This is a genomic window from Paenibacillus sp. FSL M7-0420 (assembly GCF_038002345.1).
GTDB lineage: Bacteria > Bacillota > Bacilli > Paenibacillales > Paenibacillaceae > Paenibacillus_AQ.
The window spans coordinates 560,384-576,674 of record NZ_JBBOCJ010000001.1; the positions used below are offsets into that span (position 1 = coordinate 560,384).

10 protein-coding genes are annotated in these 16,291 nt (G+C 53.2%); 7 read left to right on the forward strand and 3 right to left on the reverse strand.

Features of this window, described 5'->3' with window-relative positions:
• Positions 1 to 13 precede the first annotated feature (13 nt).
• Both MKX51_RS02440 and MKX51_RS02445 read right to left on the reverse strand, forming a co-directional pair.
• Complete coding sequence (locus MKX51_RS02440) at positions 14 to 445, reverse strand: hypothetical protein (RefSeq protein ID WP_340991079.1); 432 nt, start codon at positions 443 to 445, stop codon at positions 14 to 16.
• Positions 445 to 648 (reverse strand): helix-turn-helix transcriptional regulator, encoded by a 204-nt coding sequence (locus MKX51_RS02445; RefSeq protein WP_036730779.1) that lies wholly within the window; start codon positions 646 to 648, stop codon positions 445 to 447. The genes MKX51_RS02440 and MKX51_RS02445 overlap by 1 nt, the downstream gene beginning before the upstream one ends.
• 205 nt (positions 649 to 853) lie before the next feature.
• Between MKX51_RS02445 and MKX51_RS02450 the strand changes: the two genes are divergently transcribed.
• The 5 genes from MKX51_RS02450 (at position 854) to MKX51_RS02470 (ending at position 8,103) form a co-directional block, all read left to right on the forward strand.
• Positions 854 to 2,551 (forward strand): ABC transporter ATP-binding protein, encoded by a 1,698-nt coding sequence (locus MKX51_RS02450; RefSeq protein ID WP_340995475.1) that lies wholly within the window; start codon positions 854 to 856, stop codon positions 2,549 to 2,551.
• Positions 2,548 to 4,302, forward strand: coding sequence for an ABC transporter ATP-binding protein (locus MKX51_RS02455; protein ID WP_340991080.1), 1,755 nt, complete (start codon positions 2,548 to 2,550; stop codon positions 4,300 to 4,302). The genes MKX51_RS02450 and MKX51_RS02455 overlap by 4 nt, the downstream gene beginning before the upstream one ends.
• A 73-nt stretch (positions 4,303 to 4,375) precedes the next feature.
• Positions 4,376 to 5,923 carry a GGDEF domain-containing protein gene (locus MKX51_RS02460; protein WP_340991081.1) on the forward strand — a complete coding sequence of 516 codons (1,548 nt, stop codon included), beginning with the start codon at positions 4,376 to 4,378 and terminating at the stop codon, positions 5,921 to 5,923.
• On the forward strand, positions 5,913 to 6,851 hold the full coding sequence (locus MKX51_RS02465) for a phosphotransferase family protein (protein ID WP_340991082.1): 939 nt from the start codon (positions 5,913 to 5,915) through the stop codon (positions 6,849 to 6,851). Before MKX51_RS02460 ends, MKX51_RS02465 begins: the two co-directional genes overlap by 11 nt.
• An 82-nt stretch (positions 6,852 to 6,933) precedes the next feature.
• Positions 6,934 to 8,103: a DUF4317 domain-containing protein gene (locus MKX51_RS02470; RefSeq protein ID WP_340944161.1), complete on the forward strand. Its 1,170-nt coding sequence runs from the start codon at positions 6,934 to 6,936 to the stop codon at positions 8,101 to 8,103.
• A 425-nt stretch (positions 8,104 to 8,528) separates the two neighbouring features.
• Here the strand turns inward: MKX51_RS02470 and MKX51_RS02475 are convergent, their stop codons facing one another.
• Entirely contained in the window at positions 8,529 to 9,131 is a 603-nt protein-coding gene (locus MKX51_RS02475; protein WP_340991083.1) for a DUF4304 domain-containing protein, read from the reverse strand.
• A gap of 151 nt (positions 9,132 to 9,282) precedes the next feature.
• On the opposite strand from MKX51_RS02475, the gene MKX51_RS02480 reads away from it, so the two are divergent.
• Positions 9,283 to 10,017, forward strand: a complete 735-nt coding sequence (locus MKX51_RS02480; RefSeq protein WP_340991084.1) for a hypothetical protein — start codon at positions 9,283 to 9,285, stop codon at positions 10,015 to 10,017.
• A 273-nt stretch (positions 10,018 to 10,290) separates the two neighbouring features.
• Positions 10,291 to 16,137: an S-layer homology domain-containing protein gene (locus tag MKX51_RS02485; protein WP_340991085.1), complete on the forward strand. Its 5,847-nt coding sequence runs from the start codon at positions 10,291 to 10,293 to the stop codon at positions 16,135 to 16,137.
• The last annotated feature ends 154 nt before the right edge of the window (positions 16,138 to 16,291 follow it).

Genomic DNA, 16,291 nt, shown 5'->3' on the forward strand with positions numbered 1-16,291 from the left:
GAACGGTCGCCGCTCACATCTCCCGATCATACTTGAACCGGTAATAGATGCCGTATCCAATCGTGAACAGGTAGGCGAATACCAGTAACAGCACAACGGTGAGTTCAGTTTCCATTAAGGCGAGAGCCAGCATTAAAGCCCCGAATATAAACACCATCATATCATAGGCCTTCGCCTTCGCCCGGGTTGCAATGGCAACATTACGTTCATCGTTCTTGTTGATCTCCATCTGCTTGGCGATGGCGGGGCTATTCTTCAATGCGCGCTGTCCGATGAGTTCCCCCATCCCGCTGCCGAACAGGCCGGAGCCCAGTCCGATACAGATAAAGGGCAGTGTCCGCAGCACCCCCTCCGGCTCTTGAACTGTTCTAATGAAGTACAGACTGCCTGCCAGCAGGACGACACCTGCAATAACCAGAAGATAAACCGAGACGGGTTTCTTCATCAATTCTCTTCCTCCTCATAAATAAAAATCTCCTCAATGCTGAGTCCGAAATAACGGGCAATCTTGAACGCGAGCAGGATGGACGGGTTATAGCGGCCGTTCTCCAGTGAACCTATCGTCTGCCTGGACACCTCAAGCGCCGCTGCTAATTCCTCCTGCCTGATTCCGCGCTGCTTGCGTAATTCTTCCAAACGGTTGTTCATGGAATCACTCTCTTCATGGAAAGTTAACTTTACATGGAGAGTGTATCGCATGACGTTCCAAATGTAAAGCTTGCTTTCCGTTTTCAGGTGAATGGAGAGGTTGGCACTCCCTATATGCGAACGTCCGTGCTACAATATTCCTTGTGAATATATGGAAGGCGGTGGGGCTTTGACTCCGAGACAATGGATCATCAAGTTCATACGGATGCATAAATGGGTGTTTGTATGCGGTTTCTTTGTGACTACTATAATGACTCTGGTGAACCTGTTGTATCCGTTCCTGGGCGGGAGGCTGATCAATATCGCTTTTTATGACCAGGATCTGAATGCCTTCCTGAAGCTGTGCCTGATCTATGCCGGAATCCTTCTGTTCAATCAGTTCATTGTGGCGACGCTCAATAATCTGATCTCTTCTCAAATAATGACGGGATTCGTGTTCGATATCCGGCGGGCGCTGCTGCGCAAGATTCTGCATCAGAAGGGGAAGGACCTCTCCGGGATGTACAGCGGCGATCTGATCAGCCGGATGAACCGCGATGCCAAGGACATTATGAATCTCGTCTTCTGGAGCGGACTGTGGGGGTATTCGAATCTGCTGCATATCGTGTTCGCGGTGGGGTTCATGTTCTATTATCATGTCCTGCTGGGCGTGTTCACGGTGGTGCTGGTTCCTGTCGTGTTCATGGTCTCCAGGGTTTTCAAGCAGAGAGCGCTCAGGGTCAACCGGGATCTGGCGGCAGAGCAGGGAAGGCTGTCCTCGTACTTATTTGAAATTGTGGCCAATATGCGGGAGATCAAGCTGCTGAATGCGGGGAGGCTCGTAACCCGTACATATCTGAGGCGTACAGTCTCTATCCATCACAAGAATGTGGACAATGGAAGAATCGAGGTAACCACCGAGCGGGTGAACGCATTTATCATGCTTGCCGCACAGCTGCTGCTGTTCATTATCTGCGCCCGGCTGATTGTGAAGGGGCAGATGCAGCTTGGTGTTTTTGTGGCTGCCGCCAGCTATTTCAATATGGCTGTGACTTACTTCAGCTCGATGGGCAGCAAGATTACCGATACTTGGGGGCAGACGGTGTCCTTGCAGCGTGTTGCGGAGCTCCTGAATGAGCAGGAGGAGGACTACAGAGAAGCCCAGGTGCCCACACTGATTAAGGAGGGGACGATTGAATTTCGTAATGTCAGCTTCGGATATACGGAGGAGAGGCGGGTACTGGACGGGTTCAATCTCCGTGTCGAGGGAGGAAGCACTGTGGGCATTGCCGGAAGGAGCGGAGCCGGGAAAACAACGCTCGGAAGCCTGATTTGCAACCTGTATCCTGTTGACGGCGGCGAGCTTCTAATCGATGGCCGCAATGTGAACGAATATAACCTGCACAGCTTGCGGAGTCAGGTGGGCGTGGTTCATCAGGAGACGGTTCTGTACGATAACACGCTGCGGTATAATCTCTCTTTTACTAATAACCGTGATCGGGACAGTATGTTAATTGAAGCACTTAAGAGAGCTGCGCTGCATGAGCTGGTCCTGAATCTCCCGGACGGGCTGGACACAGTGCTGGGAACTTCCGGGCAGGAATTATCAGGCGGCCAAAAGCAGCGTCTGGCTATTGCGCGAATCCTGGTCAAGAATCCGAGAATTCTGGTCTTCGATGAAGCGACTTCATCCCTCGACAGCAAGAATGAGGCGCTGATCCGGCAGATGACCGGTGAGCTTGGGCAAGACCGGACGCTGATCATCATCGCCCATCGGTTGTCCACGCTTAGAGGCTGTGACCGGATCGCAGTGCTGGAGGACGGCCGGGTCACAGGCTACGATACTCACGATGTGCTGATCAGAAGCAACAAAACGTATATAGATCTATTCAGCGAACAGTGTGCAGGAGGCGAAGCGGTATGACTATGACAAGATGGGCCGCCTATAAAGCGCTGACTCAGGGAATTGAAGGTGTCCGTAAGCCGCTGCTGACGCTCGCGCTGTTCAAGCTGTGGAATCTGGTCTGCGGGCTGCTTCCGTTATTCCTGTACTCCCTGCTCGTCAACCGCGTGCTGGTAGAGAAGCAACTGAGTGGCCTATGGCCGGTTATGGCGGGGTATCTGGCGGTATTCCTGCTTACGACGGCCGGGATTGCGGTCAGCCAGCGCTACTCCAACCAGTTGCTCCTGAAGTATGACCTGAGGCTTAAGCGCAAGCTGCTGAATACAGTGAGCAGCCTGGATTATGAGGAGTATAGCGGGTACAGCATTGGTGATCTAAAAAGCCGGATCGAGCAGGATTCAGCCGCAGCCGGACGGTTCTTCACGGTGCATCTGTTAGATTTCAGCTACGCTGTCCTGTATGCTGCTGCGCTGGCTGTGATTCTTGTAAGCTATGACTGGCGGATCGCCCTCCTTAGCTTCGTCTTCGTTCCGGTCTCCCTGCTGACGGTGAATGTCCTGGGCGAGAAGACGAGAAAGGCGGGGGAGGAGCTGTGGACGCTGCAGAACAGGTACGAATCTTTTTTACATGCGAATCTGCAGAACTGGAAGGATATTAAGACCAATAATCTGGAGGAGGCCCAGCTGGAGGAGTTGAACGGGCATTATGCAGCTATCCGTCCGGTGTGGTTCCGCAGCCAGCTCTACCAGCATCTGGGCGTTACTTATTCATTCTTCACCAAGAACTTCATTACCCAGCTGTTCATCTATTTCATTGGCGGACTCTTCGTGATTAAGGGTTATTCGGAGGTCGGTGTGCTGCTGGTGTTCATCAGCTTCTACGGGCAGTTCTTCGGGTTCATCGAGACGATCAGCAACGGCCTGATGAATTACAAGAATGATTCGGTGAATATCAGTAAAGTAATCGGACTGTTGCAGGCAGAGACGGACCAGCGGCCTTACAAACGCATTAGCGGACAAAAGATTGAGGTTCAGAATTTGCAGTTCCGCTATGAGGGGGAGGCTGCCTTCGCACTGGACGGGATTTCGTTCTCGGTGGGGAAGGGAGAGCATCTAGCCATCGTAGGGCAGAGCGGCAGCGGCAAGTCTACCCTTGCCAGGCTGCTGACCGGACAGATGAAGCCTCAGGGAGGGAGCGTCCGCATCGGCGGCACGGATCTGCATGCAGTGAACAGCGGGAGTGTGGCGGCCAGGGTAAGCATCGTGGTGCAGGAGCCTGTTCTGTTCAATATGACGATCCGGGAGAACCTGCTACTGGCGAGGGACGGGGCAACGGAAGCGGAGTTGATAGCCTGCTGCCGCAGCGCCAATATTTATGACTTCATTGTATCACTCGAGCAAGGGCTGGATACGGTTATCGGGGAGAAGGGGATGAAGCTCTCCGGGGGCCAGAAGCAGCGGCTGTCGATTGCCCGGGCGCTGGTGCAGGGGCGGGACATTATTATTTTCGATGAAAGTACAAGCGCCCTGGACCCTGAGAATGAGAGCGACATTAGGAATGAGCTGAAGCGTCTGTCTGCCGGCACAACCATGATCTCAATCGCGCACCGCCTCTCTACGATTCAAGACTGTGATAAGGTGCTGGTTCTGCAAGCCGGGAAGGTGGCAGCCTGCGATACCCATGCTAACCTGCGTAACCGGAATGAAGCGTATGATCTGCTGTTCCGCAGCCAATACGACGCCTTAAGCCATACCACAGAACTTGTTCATTGACGGCGTCTCCGCCCGGTAATATATTAAAATTAAGATTAACTATGTCCGTGACAGACTGTAGAGGAGAAGAGAAATGAGCCCGACCCATGTATGGATACCTGTCGTATTTTATTGGCTGCCGATGCTCTTCTTTTTCTACATGGGAATGGATGTGCTGCTGCGCAACCCGCGGAAGATTGAACATCGTCTGGTAAGCGCTACAATTCTGTGCTATTTCCTGATGTTCCTGGAGGAGTACTTCCGGTATATGCTGCCAATGGAATATAGTCCGCTGCTGGCTGCGGTCTGGTTCGCCAATGCGGGTATCCTTATTCCAGGGCTGGGCTTCCATCTGATTGCCCGGTTAATCGGCTTACATAAGCGGATGCCCCGGCCATGGTACCCCTATCTGTTCCACATATTAACGCTGGCCATTCCGGCGGGACTTATTGGTCAACGCTCCTATACCTCCGTCCAACTGTTCACGGTATCCGGGGTGTGGAAGTGGCCGGTGGCCAATACAGCCTATTACGGGACCTTGACGGCAAGCCTGCTGCTTAGCCTAGTCCCCATCGTCATGCTGCGAAGTAGGCGCAAGTGGAGTGCCGCAGATCCTGCCTATCAGGAGCATGACGGTATCTTCAGGCTGCTGGAGTATGGCTCCTGGGTGACGTTCCTCTGGGTAGCGGTGTTCGGCTATTTCCGCTTCAATGAAGTGCTTCCGCCTTATACGTATATCTACGGAGGGCTGATCTGGTGCTTCGTGCTGCGGCTGTCCATGCAACGGTATGAGTTCCTTAATCATTCAGGACAGCGCTACAAGAAGATGTTCCAGATCAATTCGCAGGCTGCGCTGCTCGTCTCGTTGTCCGGCAGCATTAAGGAAGCGAATCCGAGTGCCGGTAAGATGTTCGACCGTCTGACTCTGGGGAAGGCTAACCTTGCTGATCTGGGCGGTGCGGGGATCGTAGCGAAGCTTAAGGCACAGGACGATATCGGTGAGCTGGAAATGGTGCTGCATAACGGGGACAGTCTGATCGAGGTAATGATTAACGGAGACTATGTGACCGTGGACCATGAGCTTCATGCCGTCCTGCTCATCCGCGATATCCGGCTGCGTAATCAGCATGTGCGGCAAATTGCCTTCATGGCCTATCATGATCCGCTAACCGGGCTGCCGAACCGCAGGCAGTTCTACGATAAGCTGGAGGAGGCACTTGCGGAAGCCGGGCAGACCGGCGGGGAGCTGGCGATCCTGCTGCTGGATCTCGACCGGTTCAAGCAGGTGAACGACCGCTGGGGGCATGAGGCCGGAGATCAGATGTTATGCAAGGTAGCGGCTATGCTCCATCAGCTGGTCCAGCCGGACGGGCTTGCGGCCCGCTTCGGCGGCGACGAATTCGTGCTGTTCTGCCCCGTGGCCCGGGGCGGGCTGACCGCCGCCGAGCTTGAGCACCGGCTGCTGGCAGCGGCTGCACAGGCCACGCTGGATTATGAAGGCGAAGAGCTGAAGATCGATATGAGCATCGGCATCAGCTTGTATCCGCAGGACGGAACGGCTCCGGATGTTCTTTTGCGCCAAGCCGACAAGCGGATGTATGCGATCAAGCGGGGAGAGGCGGAGGGAAATCATGAGATTTGAGATTGGCGGGGGGATGGAGTGCATTGAGCAGACTGTGCGGCAATTCCTGTCTGATAAGGCAAAGGTCCTTGATATCGACAGCACTCCGCTACACTCTGGCTATCAGGCGGTGGATTTATTCCGGCACAGGATTCTCGTGGAGATTGAAGGCAGACAAGAGTATAGCTCTGTGATTACCAAAATGGCGAATGGAATTGAACGGCGGGTAATGCACCGGTTATTGGATCAGGGGGCTAACGTCCCTTTTAGCAGAGCGGGTAATCTGGATTCGGACCATAGGGTGCTTCTGTGTATTCAGGACGTAGATTATAAGACGGATTATCAGAATCTGGATATCGGGATGCTTCAGCGCAAGGAAATGCAGGCTCTGGCTTATATACATACCCGTAATCGTGGATTGCAGGAGGAGTTATCCTGGCTCCCCCGGGTTAGCCGTGCATACATAGAGACTATAATTGATGGACTATGGAGACCCGTATGGGAAGAGGCCAAGCACAATGAACGGTTCGTGGAGACCTTCGGGACGTATATATCTGAGATCGATGCCTTATCGGGGAAAATAGTGGACGAGCTTGAAGCCGTCTGGAAGGATGAAACCACACACACGCTTATACATAATGATCTGAATCCCGGAAATGTATTGGTACACAATAATGATGACGTTATGTTCATTGACTGGGAAGAAGCGCGGTACGGCTCCCTGTTCCTGGACATCCCGATGCGAATTGACCGGACTCAAGCTGGAGAATACCGTGAGGTGCTGACTTCGCTGGGATGGGAGCATCCTGCGGATACGTTCGGGCAGAGCTATAGAGCTGCTTCGCGGTATCTCGGCCTGCGTTATATGACTTGGAGCCTGGGGGAGTGGCTAAGGGACCCTGGTACTGAGGCGGGGCTGCGGCGGTATTTGGATATGGTTATTGTGTAGTAGAATACTGAACTAGCGAAGGATTATGCTATCGTTTATACTGATACAACCAATTCATTTCATAGGAGCTGTGTCACAACCCATGATCAAGAAAGAAGCCGCACATATACGCAAGCAGTTCAAGATGGACCATGATCAGCTGAATCTGTACGATATTCTGAATGTCTATATTATGAAAGAAACGAATGAAATCTACCACTTCGAACGCCAGCCGTTCGCCATGCTGGAACGTGAGAAGCAGGAGCTGTATATGAGCAACTTCCGGAAGCTGCTGACGGGCGAGCTGGACCAGAAGCTGTTCGAGCTGAAGTTCCTGGAGGAAGCGGAGGAGCCGTCGCAGGTGATGCTGCACCAGGGGCTGATAACCGGTGACCCGGAGGAGTGGCAGGACCTGATGCTCATGCTGGTGGACAAAATGCTGGTGGATGCCAAGTATGAGAAGGATGCGGTCATCACATTCGTAAGGGGGCAATACTTCCGGCCGACCAAGGCGCGTAATGACGAAGCCGAGGAGACCGGCAAGGACGAGGTATTCGCGCATCCGTTCATTCTGTGCAGCGTGAATTCCACGGAGCAGCAGCGCAAGACGCTTTTGTTCGATTATGTGGAGCGGGAGTTCAAATATAATATCATGGTTGATCCCATCATTAAGCTGAGCACGCCGGAGCAGGGCTTCTTCTACCCGAGTGTGACCGACAACTATTCGGATATCAACCGTGTGCTCTATTGCACAGGGAGTTCGAATAACCCGAATGCGCAATTTATCGAGCAGGTTCTCAATGCGGAGCGGTCGGTGACGGCACTGGAGGAACGGTCCATTTTTGAAGATATTGTGAAGGAAGTGGCGGGCGAACAGATCGATGTGGCGACCATTGCCCAGGTGTACGAGGAGATTCATCAGGTGATTGAAGACAACGCGGAGGAGGAAGAGCCGCCGAGACTCGATTACCGCGATGTGGAGCGTGTGCTGAAGGCCAGCGGCGTGGAGGATGTGACGGCGGAGAAGGTGGAGCGCGCGTTCGAGACCATTGTGGACAATAAGCACTATGAGCTGAAGGCCAGCAGCGTCATCCCGAAGTTCACCTCCAAGTCGATCAAGATCGATACGAAGGTCGCTTCCATCACGATCAGCCCGCAGGACCTGAGATATGTACGGCAGGTGAATTACCAGGGCAAGCGCTGCATCATGATTGAGATTGATGAGGATGCGGTGATCGAAGGCTTCACGCTGCTGACGGAGAACTTATCCTAACCTGAACAGATGTATATTGAAAAAGGGCTATCCCGATGTCTCCTTACGAGAGCGGGAAGCCCTTTTATTTGTGGAGGGTGGGTGCGAGTACGCACGGCCCAACCTATGCCACAACAAACCTGCCTTTCAAGGCACAACGCCAGCATGAAAATGAGTAGCGGGAGTTTATCGCAGGTTGTACCAAACGTATTTTCACAGAAAACCAACCACAATTGGACCGGGTGCGCCGGGTAGGCGAAATGTAGTCGGAAAAGCGATCACAATTGGACCGTGTGCGCTGGGTAGGCGAAATGTAATCGGAAAACCGATCACAATTGGACCGTGTGCGCTGGGTAGGCGAAATGTAGTCGGAAAACCGATCACAATTGGACCGTGTGCGCCGGGCAGGCGAAATGTAGTCGGAAAACCGACTATAATGCGCTGCGCTAGGAAGGGCTTCCGTATTTCTCCCAGACCGCTGCATACTTCTTCTCCAAGATCCCCCAGCGCTTCTCCGCGCCGTATTTCGCTTGGAGCTGCTTCAGGTATTGCTCCGCAGTCTCTGTATCCCCAGTATCCAGCAGGAACCCGAAGGTCTCCTCACTTAAATGCAGTGCTGTCCGCTGCATATAGTATTCAATAATGGCCCTGGCATCGGTTAAGGTGTACAAGAATTGAAGACCCTGATCCAAGTGGAGCAGCAGGTCTGCCGTGAACTTGTCCACATCTACCTCCGGCGTCAGGAAGTAGCGTTCCGGGGCGGCGGGGACGATGTTCCCGATCCGGGTATAGAAGTGAGCCAAGCCCAGAGACACAGCAGGCCTATATTGCGCAAGCTCTTCGGAGTGAATACTGTAATTCACATAGAAGCTGAGTTGCTTGTGTGTATTGTACTTATATTTCTGAATATTGATTTTATAGCTGAGCTGGCCCTCTGTTCTGTAGAAATTCAGATCCTTTGTACGATAATCCTGTGCGGCGAAAAAAGGTTTGACGTCTTGCTTGATGATCTGCTTGAACAATTCCTTCATATCTAACAATTCATTCATAGTAAATAAATCCTCCTTCACCTGGGTTGATAATAGGCTGCATATTATAACATGTGGCCGACAGCTATAATTGTACTATAAACAGGATCGCCTCAAATGACTTCATTCTGGGTAAATATAGGATAGGAGGCGGGAAAGGAGAATGGATTAAGTGATGAAGAATGTTAAGATTCTATTGTTTTTCTTTGGGTTTGCGGCTGTGATGGTGCTGCTGTTTGGATGGGGGCTGCCGGTAGTTTTTCAATTTTTTCTACATAACGATTACATAAGAAGTCTGACGTTGCTGGTTGTGTTCAGTATTGTGGTGTTAGTCAAAAGGTTGAATTGGTCCGCTTATTTGGTCTTTGCCGTCGCCCTCTTCTCGTTCTTGGGCATGATGATCGACACAGCCGGGAACCCCTTAACCAACAAGCCGCTGGAATGGATCGTCTCACCTATAGGTCAATTGCAGCTGAACCAGGATGTTAATAATTATGCGCCAGGCCAATACGTCATTTCGGATAATCTCGCCATTCTGAAGCCAGGTGGGAAGGTAGTCACGCTAAGTACCATATGGTTATACCTGTACCGTTTGGCCCAGTATATGGTGCTCTATTCGCTTGTAGGTACTTTGCTCGCAGCAGTCCGGGGGAATAAGCCGGAGCGCTGGCCGGTGCCTGCCGCGGCTGTAGACGAGACGTTGACACCGGATATGGAGCAGCGAGTAGCCGCAGAGCTGAAGCGCCGGGAGGCAGCAAGCACTTCGTTGAAGACCGTTCCCGAAGAAGTTCAGAAGCATGTCCGTCAGCTAAAAAAGGAGGGACAGCTCATTTCCGCCATCAAGCTGGTCCGCCAGCATACGGATATGCCCCTTGGTGAAGCCAAGCGGTATGTGGAAGAAATGTAGAAGATATTCATCAGCCCGTTCTGTTCAATCGGCAGAGCGGGCTTTTTTGCGCGTATTTGCGTCTTTTTATTTCGCGCAAGGACTTAATACACATTTATTGTCGGAATATTTAAAAATAATTTGTCGGAATTGTTAACTTAATCGCGAAAAATGTCGATAAACCAGTATGAAAAACTAATGCTTGCTAATGCCGGGCATGTGCAGAGCATGTTCAGAATTTTGCGGAAGCGTTATCAATATTATGGAAATGGTCATTCGACAAGGAGGAAAGCGATGTTTAAGAAATTGGGGAAAATCGGGCTGGCTGTGGTATTGGTGATCGGACTGCTGCCCATGATGTCACTCCGTGTCTATGCGGCGGTGTCGTCGTTCAATGAAGCGGCTGATTTTGTAATTGAGCCTCCGGTTACGTATGCGGCGGGCAAGAATCTGGCAGATGCGCAGGGTCTACAGGATGGAAGTACGGCGGTCCTGCTGAATTCATTCGTCTATCAGGGGAATTCTTACACGGCATCTAACTTTTTGAGAGTCTTTAACAGCGCAGGAACGCTTATGACGGACGTTAACCTGGGCAGCCTGATGGACACCTATTACAAAATGACGTATGTGAGTATGCTTGCACTCAATAACGGCAATTTGCTGATTATGTACAGTAAAAGCGACTCCAGCGAGTACAACACGCAGCTAGGCACAGTTATCGAGAGTACACCAAATGCCTATTTCATAGTGCTGGATAAGAACGGCCAGAAGGTGACCGGCCAGACCCGGCTGAATACCTTCAGTGCGGCCAGTCTGCCGCAGCTAACGCGCTTTATCTCTGCGGCTGAGCTGTCTAACGGCGATATCGCTTTTTCCTGGCAACGAAATGACAATAAAAGCACGGTTACCCGTGTCTTCACTGCTGCCGGCGTACCGGTATCAAGCGAAACCCTGTTGGTAGATGCTAATGCGAGCATGTCCTACGTAGCCGCTGGTGATGGCGTGTATATGGCTGCGTACAATTCGGGACCCTCAAACGATAATATCTATCTGCAGTTATTCAATAACAACGGAACCTCCATAACCACCATTAATGTTGGCGCGAGAACGAATGAGAAGCAGCTATATCTGTCTACGCTGAGCAACGGGAATTTCATGTTCAGTCAATACAGCTGGCAAACCGGAATTACCAGTGTCTCCTTATATGACAATGCGGGGGTAAGCCAAGGCGGATTTAACGTAAATGGTTCGCTGGGCGAGGCATCTGCCGCTGTCTATAAGGCAGGCGCACTGCCGGGATTCGTAACGGTAAGCACGGACGCCGCGTCGAATAAGGCCATTGACGATGCCTATAACTACGGCGCAGAGTGGTCAGGAACCCAGTACGCTTACCTGAATTACTATGACAATGATGGAACCCTGCTGTATACAACGGATCAGGCTGTGGCTTCCGCTCCGGCTGTATTTCAGGGATACAATGAAGACACCTGGATGTTCAATGTGGAGTACTATGCGAAGTTCGCTGTATATCCGGCCTTTGGCGACAAGATTGTTTTCATCACAACAGATAACACAGATGCCACTCATTTCCGAATCACCGGCAAGCTGTTCAACAGGGTGGCCTTAACTCCGGTAGTGCTGCAATCGGCAGTAGCAGACGGCGTACCCGGAACAACCACTTCAACGAAGATTGACCTGACCTTTGATACTGCGATTACCGGACTGACGGCAGATGATATCACCATTACAGATGGTACAGGCTCTGCGGTAAAAGGGTTCTTGAGCGGGTCGGGGACGGCCTGGAGCCTTGCGCTTACTTCAGTGACCGGCGAGGGCGATGTATCCGTAGCTGTGAATTCGCCAAGCGGATACACGGTCAGCGGTTCGCCGCTGACAGCAACCGTATCGCTGTTCAAGCCGGCGCTGGAGCCGACACCGGCAGCGGTGATCGACTATGAGGCCGAGCAGCTGAGCGGTCTGACGGCGAATGGTACGTATACCGTGAACGGTACAGCGGTAACGGCGACTGCGGCTGGCACGCTGGCGCTGGAGCAGAACTGGCTGGGAGAGTCCCTGAGTATTGTGAAGCAAGGAAATGCTACGACAACCGTAGATAGTGCGGCGCAGGTGCTGGTCATTCCTTCCCGTCCTGGGGCACCAACAGGTGTGACGGCAACGGATGAACTGGGAATAGAAGCGAACAACGGTACACTTGCGAATGTGAATGCTGCGATGGAGTACAAGCTAAGTACCGGGGGAGTATGGACAGATGTGACCGGTACAGCAGTGACGGAACTGGCTCCGGGTACGTACGAGGTCCGTGTGAAACGGACGGCGTCGTCTTTTGTATCGGAAGCGTATAGTGTAACGGTGAAAGCGTATGTGCCAACGGTAGAGACAACCCCGGCAGCGGTGATCGACTATGAGGCCGAGCAGCTGAGCGGTCTGACGGCGAATGGCACGTATACCGTGAACGGTACAGCGGTAACGGCGACTGCTGCTGGCACGCTGGCGCTGGAGCAGAGCTGGCTGGGAGAGTCCCTGAGTATTGTGAAGCAGGGGGATTCTACGACAACTGTAGACAGTGCGGCACAGATGCTAAACATTCCATCCCGTCCGGCGACACCAACAGGTGTGACGGCAACGGATGAACTGGGAATAGAGGCGAACAACGGTACACTTGCGAATGTGAATGCTGCGATGGAGTACAAGCTAAGTACCGGGGGAGTATGGACAGATGTGACCGGTACAGCAGTGGCGGGCCTGGCTCCGGGTACGTACGAGGTCCGTGTGAAACGGACGGCGTCGTCTTTTGCCTCGGAAGCGTATAGTGTAACGGTGAATGCGTATGTGCCACTGGTAGAGACCACCCCGGCAGCGGTGATTGACTATGGGGCCGAGCAGCTGAGCGGTCTGCTGGCGAATGGTCTCTATACGGTGAATGGCACGTTATCGATACAGGCGGATGCGGCGGGCAAGCTGGCGCTGGATAGCTCGTGGCTGGGAACCACCCTGAGCCTTGTGAAGCAGGGGAATACGTCCACGACTATTGACAGTGCGGTGCAAACCGTGAGCATTCCTGCCCGTCCGGCAGCACCTGTCGGAGTTACGGCAACGGATGAGACGGCGATTAACGCGAAGAACGGTACGCTTACGAATGTGACTCCGGCCATGGAGTACAAGCAAGGTGTCGCAGGCGCATGGACGGATGTGACGGGCACACAAGTGTCGGGGCTTGCTCCGGGAACGTACTACGTCCAGATCAAGGCGACTTTGACGGCTTTTGCCTCGGAAGCACAGAGCGTGAATGTGGTAGCGTATGTAGCGATACCGGAAGCGACCCCGGCAGCGCTCATTGACTACGAAGCTGAGCAGTTGAACGGTTTGACGGCGAATGGCCTGTATACACTGAACGGTACGTTGACCGTAACAGCGGATGCAGATGGCAAGCTGGCACTGGATAGCTCTTGGCTGGGCAGCTCCCTGAGCCTGGTGAAGCAGGGGAATGCGTCCACAACCATTGACAGTGCGGCGCAGAGCTTGACTGTTCCTGCCCGTCCGGCAGCACCTGTGGATGTAGCTTCAACAGACGAAACGGCGATTCAAGCGAAGAATGGCACGCTCACGAATGTGACAACAGCCATGGAATATAGAAAAGGTACAGCAGGCGCATGGACAGATGTTCCAGGCACCACCGTCACAGGCCTTGCACCAGGCGTCTATGATGTCCGCACGAAGGCGACAGCAACGGCGTTCAGCTCCGCTGCGGTGGAAGTGACAGTGAATTCCTTTGCCTCTGAGGCGGAAGTGACGCCTGCGGCGGTGATTGATTACACCGCTGAGCGATTGACAGGTCTGATTCCAGAAGGGGTATACACCGTAAATGGTGCGGCTGTTACGGCCACTATAGACGGAACGCTGCCGCTAGACAGCAGCTGGCTGGGAACCACCCTGATTATCGTGAAGACGGGCGACGGGGTGACCACCACCGATAGTGATGCGCAAGTGCTGGGTGTTCCTGCGCGTCAGGCCGCTCCAGTCGGAGTGAGTGTAACGGATGTGACCTATAACGGAGCCAATGACGGAACACTGCAGAATCTGACCGTCCAGATGGAATACCGGATTGGGGACACTGAGGCTTGGACAGAAGTAACAGACACTACAATTACCGGTCTTGCACCAGACACGTACTATGTGAGGGTGAAGGCTACGTCAACGGACTTTGCTTCTGCTATTGCTCAGGTGACTGTGCATGACTCGGATGCCGTGATCCCGGGGGCTCCAGAAGTAGTGGCGGATGATCTGAACAATACGATTGCGGGCCTGAACACCAGCATGGAATTCTCCGTGGATGAAGGACCCTTCGTTCGTTATGACGGAACCAACCTGCCGGACCTCAGCGGGGAGCATACTGTGAAGGTACGGGTGGCGGCCAGCGGATCGGTTCCGGCGGGACCGGCAACTACGTTGACTTTTACAACGAATGTCTTGATCCCTGCCGGGGACTTGGCTGTGAGTGCCAGTGATCCGAGTGGTGCAGAGAATAACGGCTATACACAAATTAAGGTTACGCCTGCACCGGCTGATGGACATAAGCTGCTGTATAAGAATTTTGGTGCTGGCAGCATCATCGTGCCGAATGTGGGAGAGCTCCTGAACGGATACACGCTTGTAGGCAGTCAGGGACTGATTCCGGCAGCCGACGGAGATACGATTGGCATTGCTGAGGCAGATGGAGACGGCAAGGTGTTAAAATACGGCAGCGTCATTGCAGTAGTTACGATGACTACTCCGGTAACGCCGACTCCCGATCCGGTTAGCCCGGGAAGCGGAAGTAACCCGAACAGCGGGACCCCTTCCGGGAATCCGGCCAGTACGGTTACCGATGTGATTGTCCTTGTGAACGGCAAGGAGGAGAATGCAGGCAAAGCAACCACAACGACCATCGGCAATCTCAGAACAACGACCATTGCTGTAGATCCGGCCAAACTTCAGGCGAAGCTGGATGCCGAGGGGAACGGAGCTGTAGTAACTATCCCGATGATGCTGGATTCGAATGTGATTGTCGGCGAATTGAGCGGCCAGATGATCAAGAATATGGAGAATGTGGCGGCCACCCTGGTGCTTCAGACCAGCAAGGGCAGCTATACGTTGCCTGCATCCGAGATTAACATCGGCGCATTGGCCGCAAGATTAGGCAACGGGGACGGAGTTAAGCTTGAGGATATTACGCTGAGAATTACCATTGGTGATGCTTCGGCTGCCATGAATCAGGTGGTTACCGCTGCGGCAGACAGAGGCGGCCTGACCCTTGCAGCGCCTATCCTGGATTTCACAGTTACTGCTTCTTCCGGAACCTCAACAGTAGAGCTGAGCCGGTTCAATGCATATGTATCGCGGACAGTGACGCTTCCGCAGGGGGTTAACCCGAACCGGCTTACCACGGGTATCGTTGTCGATCCGGATGGAACGGTGCGCCATGTACCGACCAGATTCATTCAGAAGGATGGTAAATATTACGCAGAGATCCACAGTCTGACGAACAGCACCTATTCGGTGGTCTGGCATCCGCTGACGTTCGCGGATGTGGAGAAGCATTGGGCGAAAAATGCAGTGAATGACATGGGCTCCCGTCTGGTCATTAACGGGGTGAACGAATCCACGTTCAACCCGAACGCTGACATCACCCGTGCAGAATTCGCAGCGATCATCGTACGCGGTCTGGGTCTGAAGCTTGGAGAGGGAGCTGCGAAGTTCGCAGATGTTCCGGCGAATAGCTGGTATGCAGCAGCAGTTGGGACAGCGTCCGGGGCGGGGCTGATTACCGGCTTCGAGGACGGAACCTTCCGTCCCGGAGACCGGATCACACGCGAGCAGGCCATGAACATCCTCGCCAAGGCGATGAAGCTGACCGGTCTCGCGGAACAGACGGGCACAGTGGACACCGCAGGCGTGCTTGCAGGCTTCACGGATGCAAGCCGCACGGGAGCCTGGGCGAAGGACAGTCTGGCGCTCGCAGCCTCCGCCGGCTTAATCACTGGCCGCAGCGGCAATAAGCTGGAGGCCAAAGCCAACGTGACCCGCGCAGAAGTGGCGGTGCTGATCCAGCGTCTGCTCCAGAAGTCAGAGCTGATTGATTAATGGTATAAACTAAACTGTACAAACCCCAAAAAGCGGATTCAGGCATAAGCTGAATTCGCTTTTTGGGCGTTATATACACTTGCTGATTACCCGGGCGATTGGAAGCCTTGTATTTGCTATATGAGGTCTGGTATTTGCTATAATTGGCTATAAC

Excerpts from the sequence above, each read along its gene's own strand:
- MKX51_RS02440 (WP_340991079.1), bottom strand. The coding sequence starts at position 445 with ATGAAGAAACCCGTCTCGGTTTATCTTCTGGTTATTGCAGGTGTCGTC.
- MKX51_RS02445 (WP_036730779.1), bottom strand. The coding sequence starts at position 648 with ATGAACAACCGTTTGGAAGAATTACGCAAGCAGCGCGGAATCAGGCAG.
- MKX51_RS02450 (WP_340995475.1), top strand. The coding sequence starts at position 854 with ATGCATAAATGGGTGTTTGTATGCGGTTTCTTTGTGACTACTATAATG.
- MKX51_RS02455 (WP_340991080.1), top strand. The coding sequence starts at position 2,548 with ATGACTATGACAAGATGGGCCGCCTATAAAGCGCTGACTCAGGGAATT.
- MKX51_RS02460 (WP_340991081.1), top strand. The coding sequence starts at position 4,376 with ATGAGCCCGACCCATGTATGGATACCTGTCGTATTTTATTGGCTGCCG.
- MKX51_RS02465 (WP_340991082.1), top strand. The coding sequence starts at position 5,913 with ATGAGATTTGAGATTGGCGGGGGGATGGAGTGCATTGAGCAGACTGTG.
- MKX51_RS02470 (WP_340944161.1), top strand. The coding sequence starts at position 6,934 with ATGATCAAGAAAGAAGCCGCACATATACGCAAGCAGTTCAAGATGGAC.
- MKX51_RS02475 (WP_340991083.1), bottom strand. The coding sequence starts at position 9,131 with ATGAATGAATTGTTAGATATGAAGGAATTGTTCAAGCAGATCATCAAG.
- MKX51_RS02485 (WP_340991085.1), top strand. The coding sequence starts at position 10,291 with ATGTTTAAGAAATTGGGGAAAATCGGGCTGGCTGTGGTATTGGTGATC.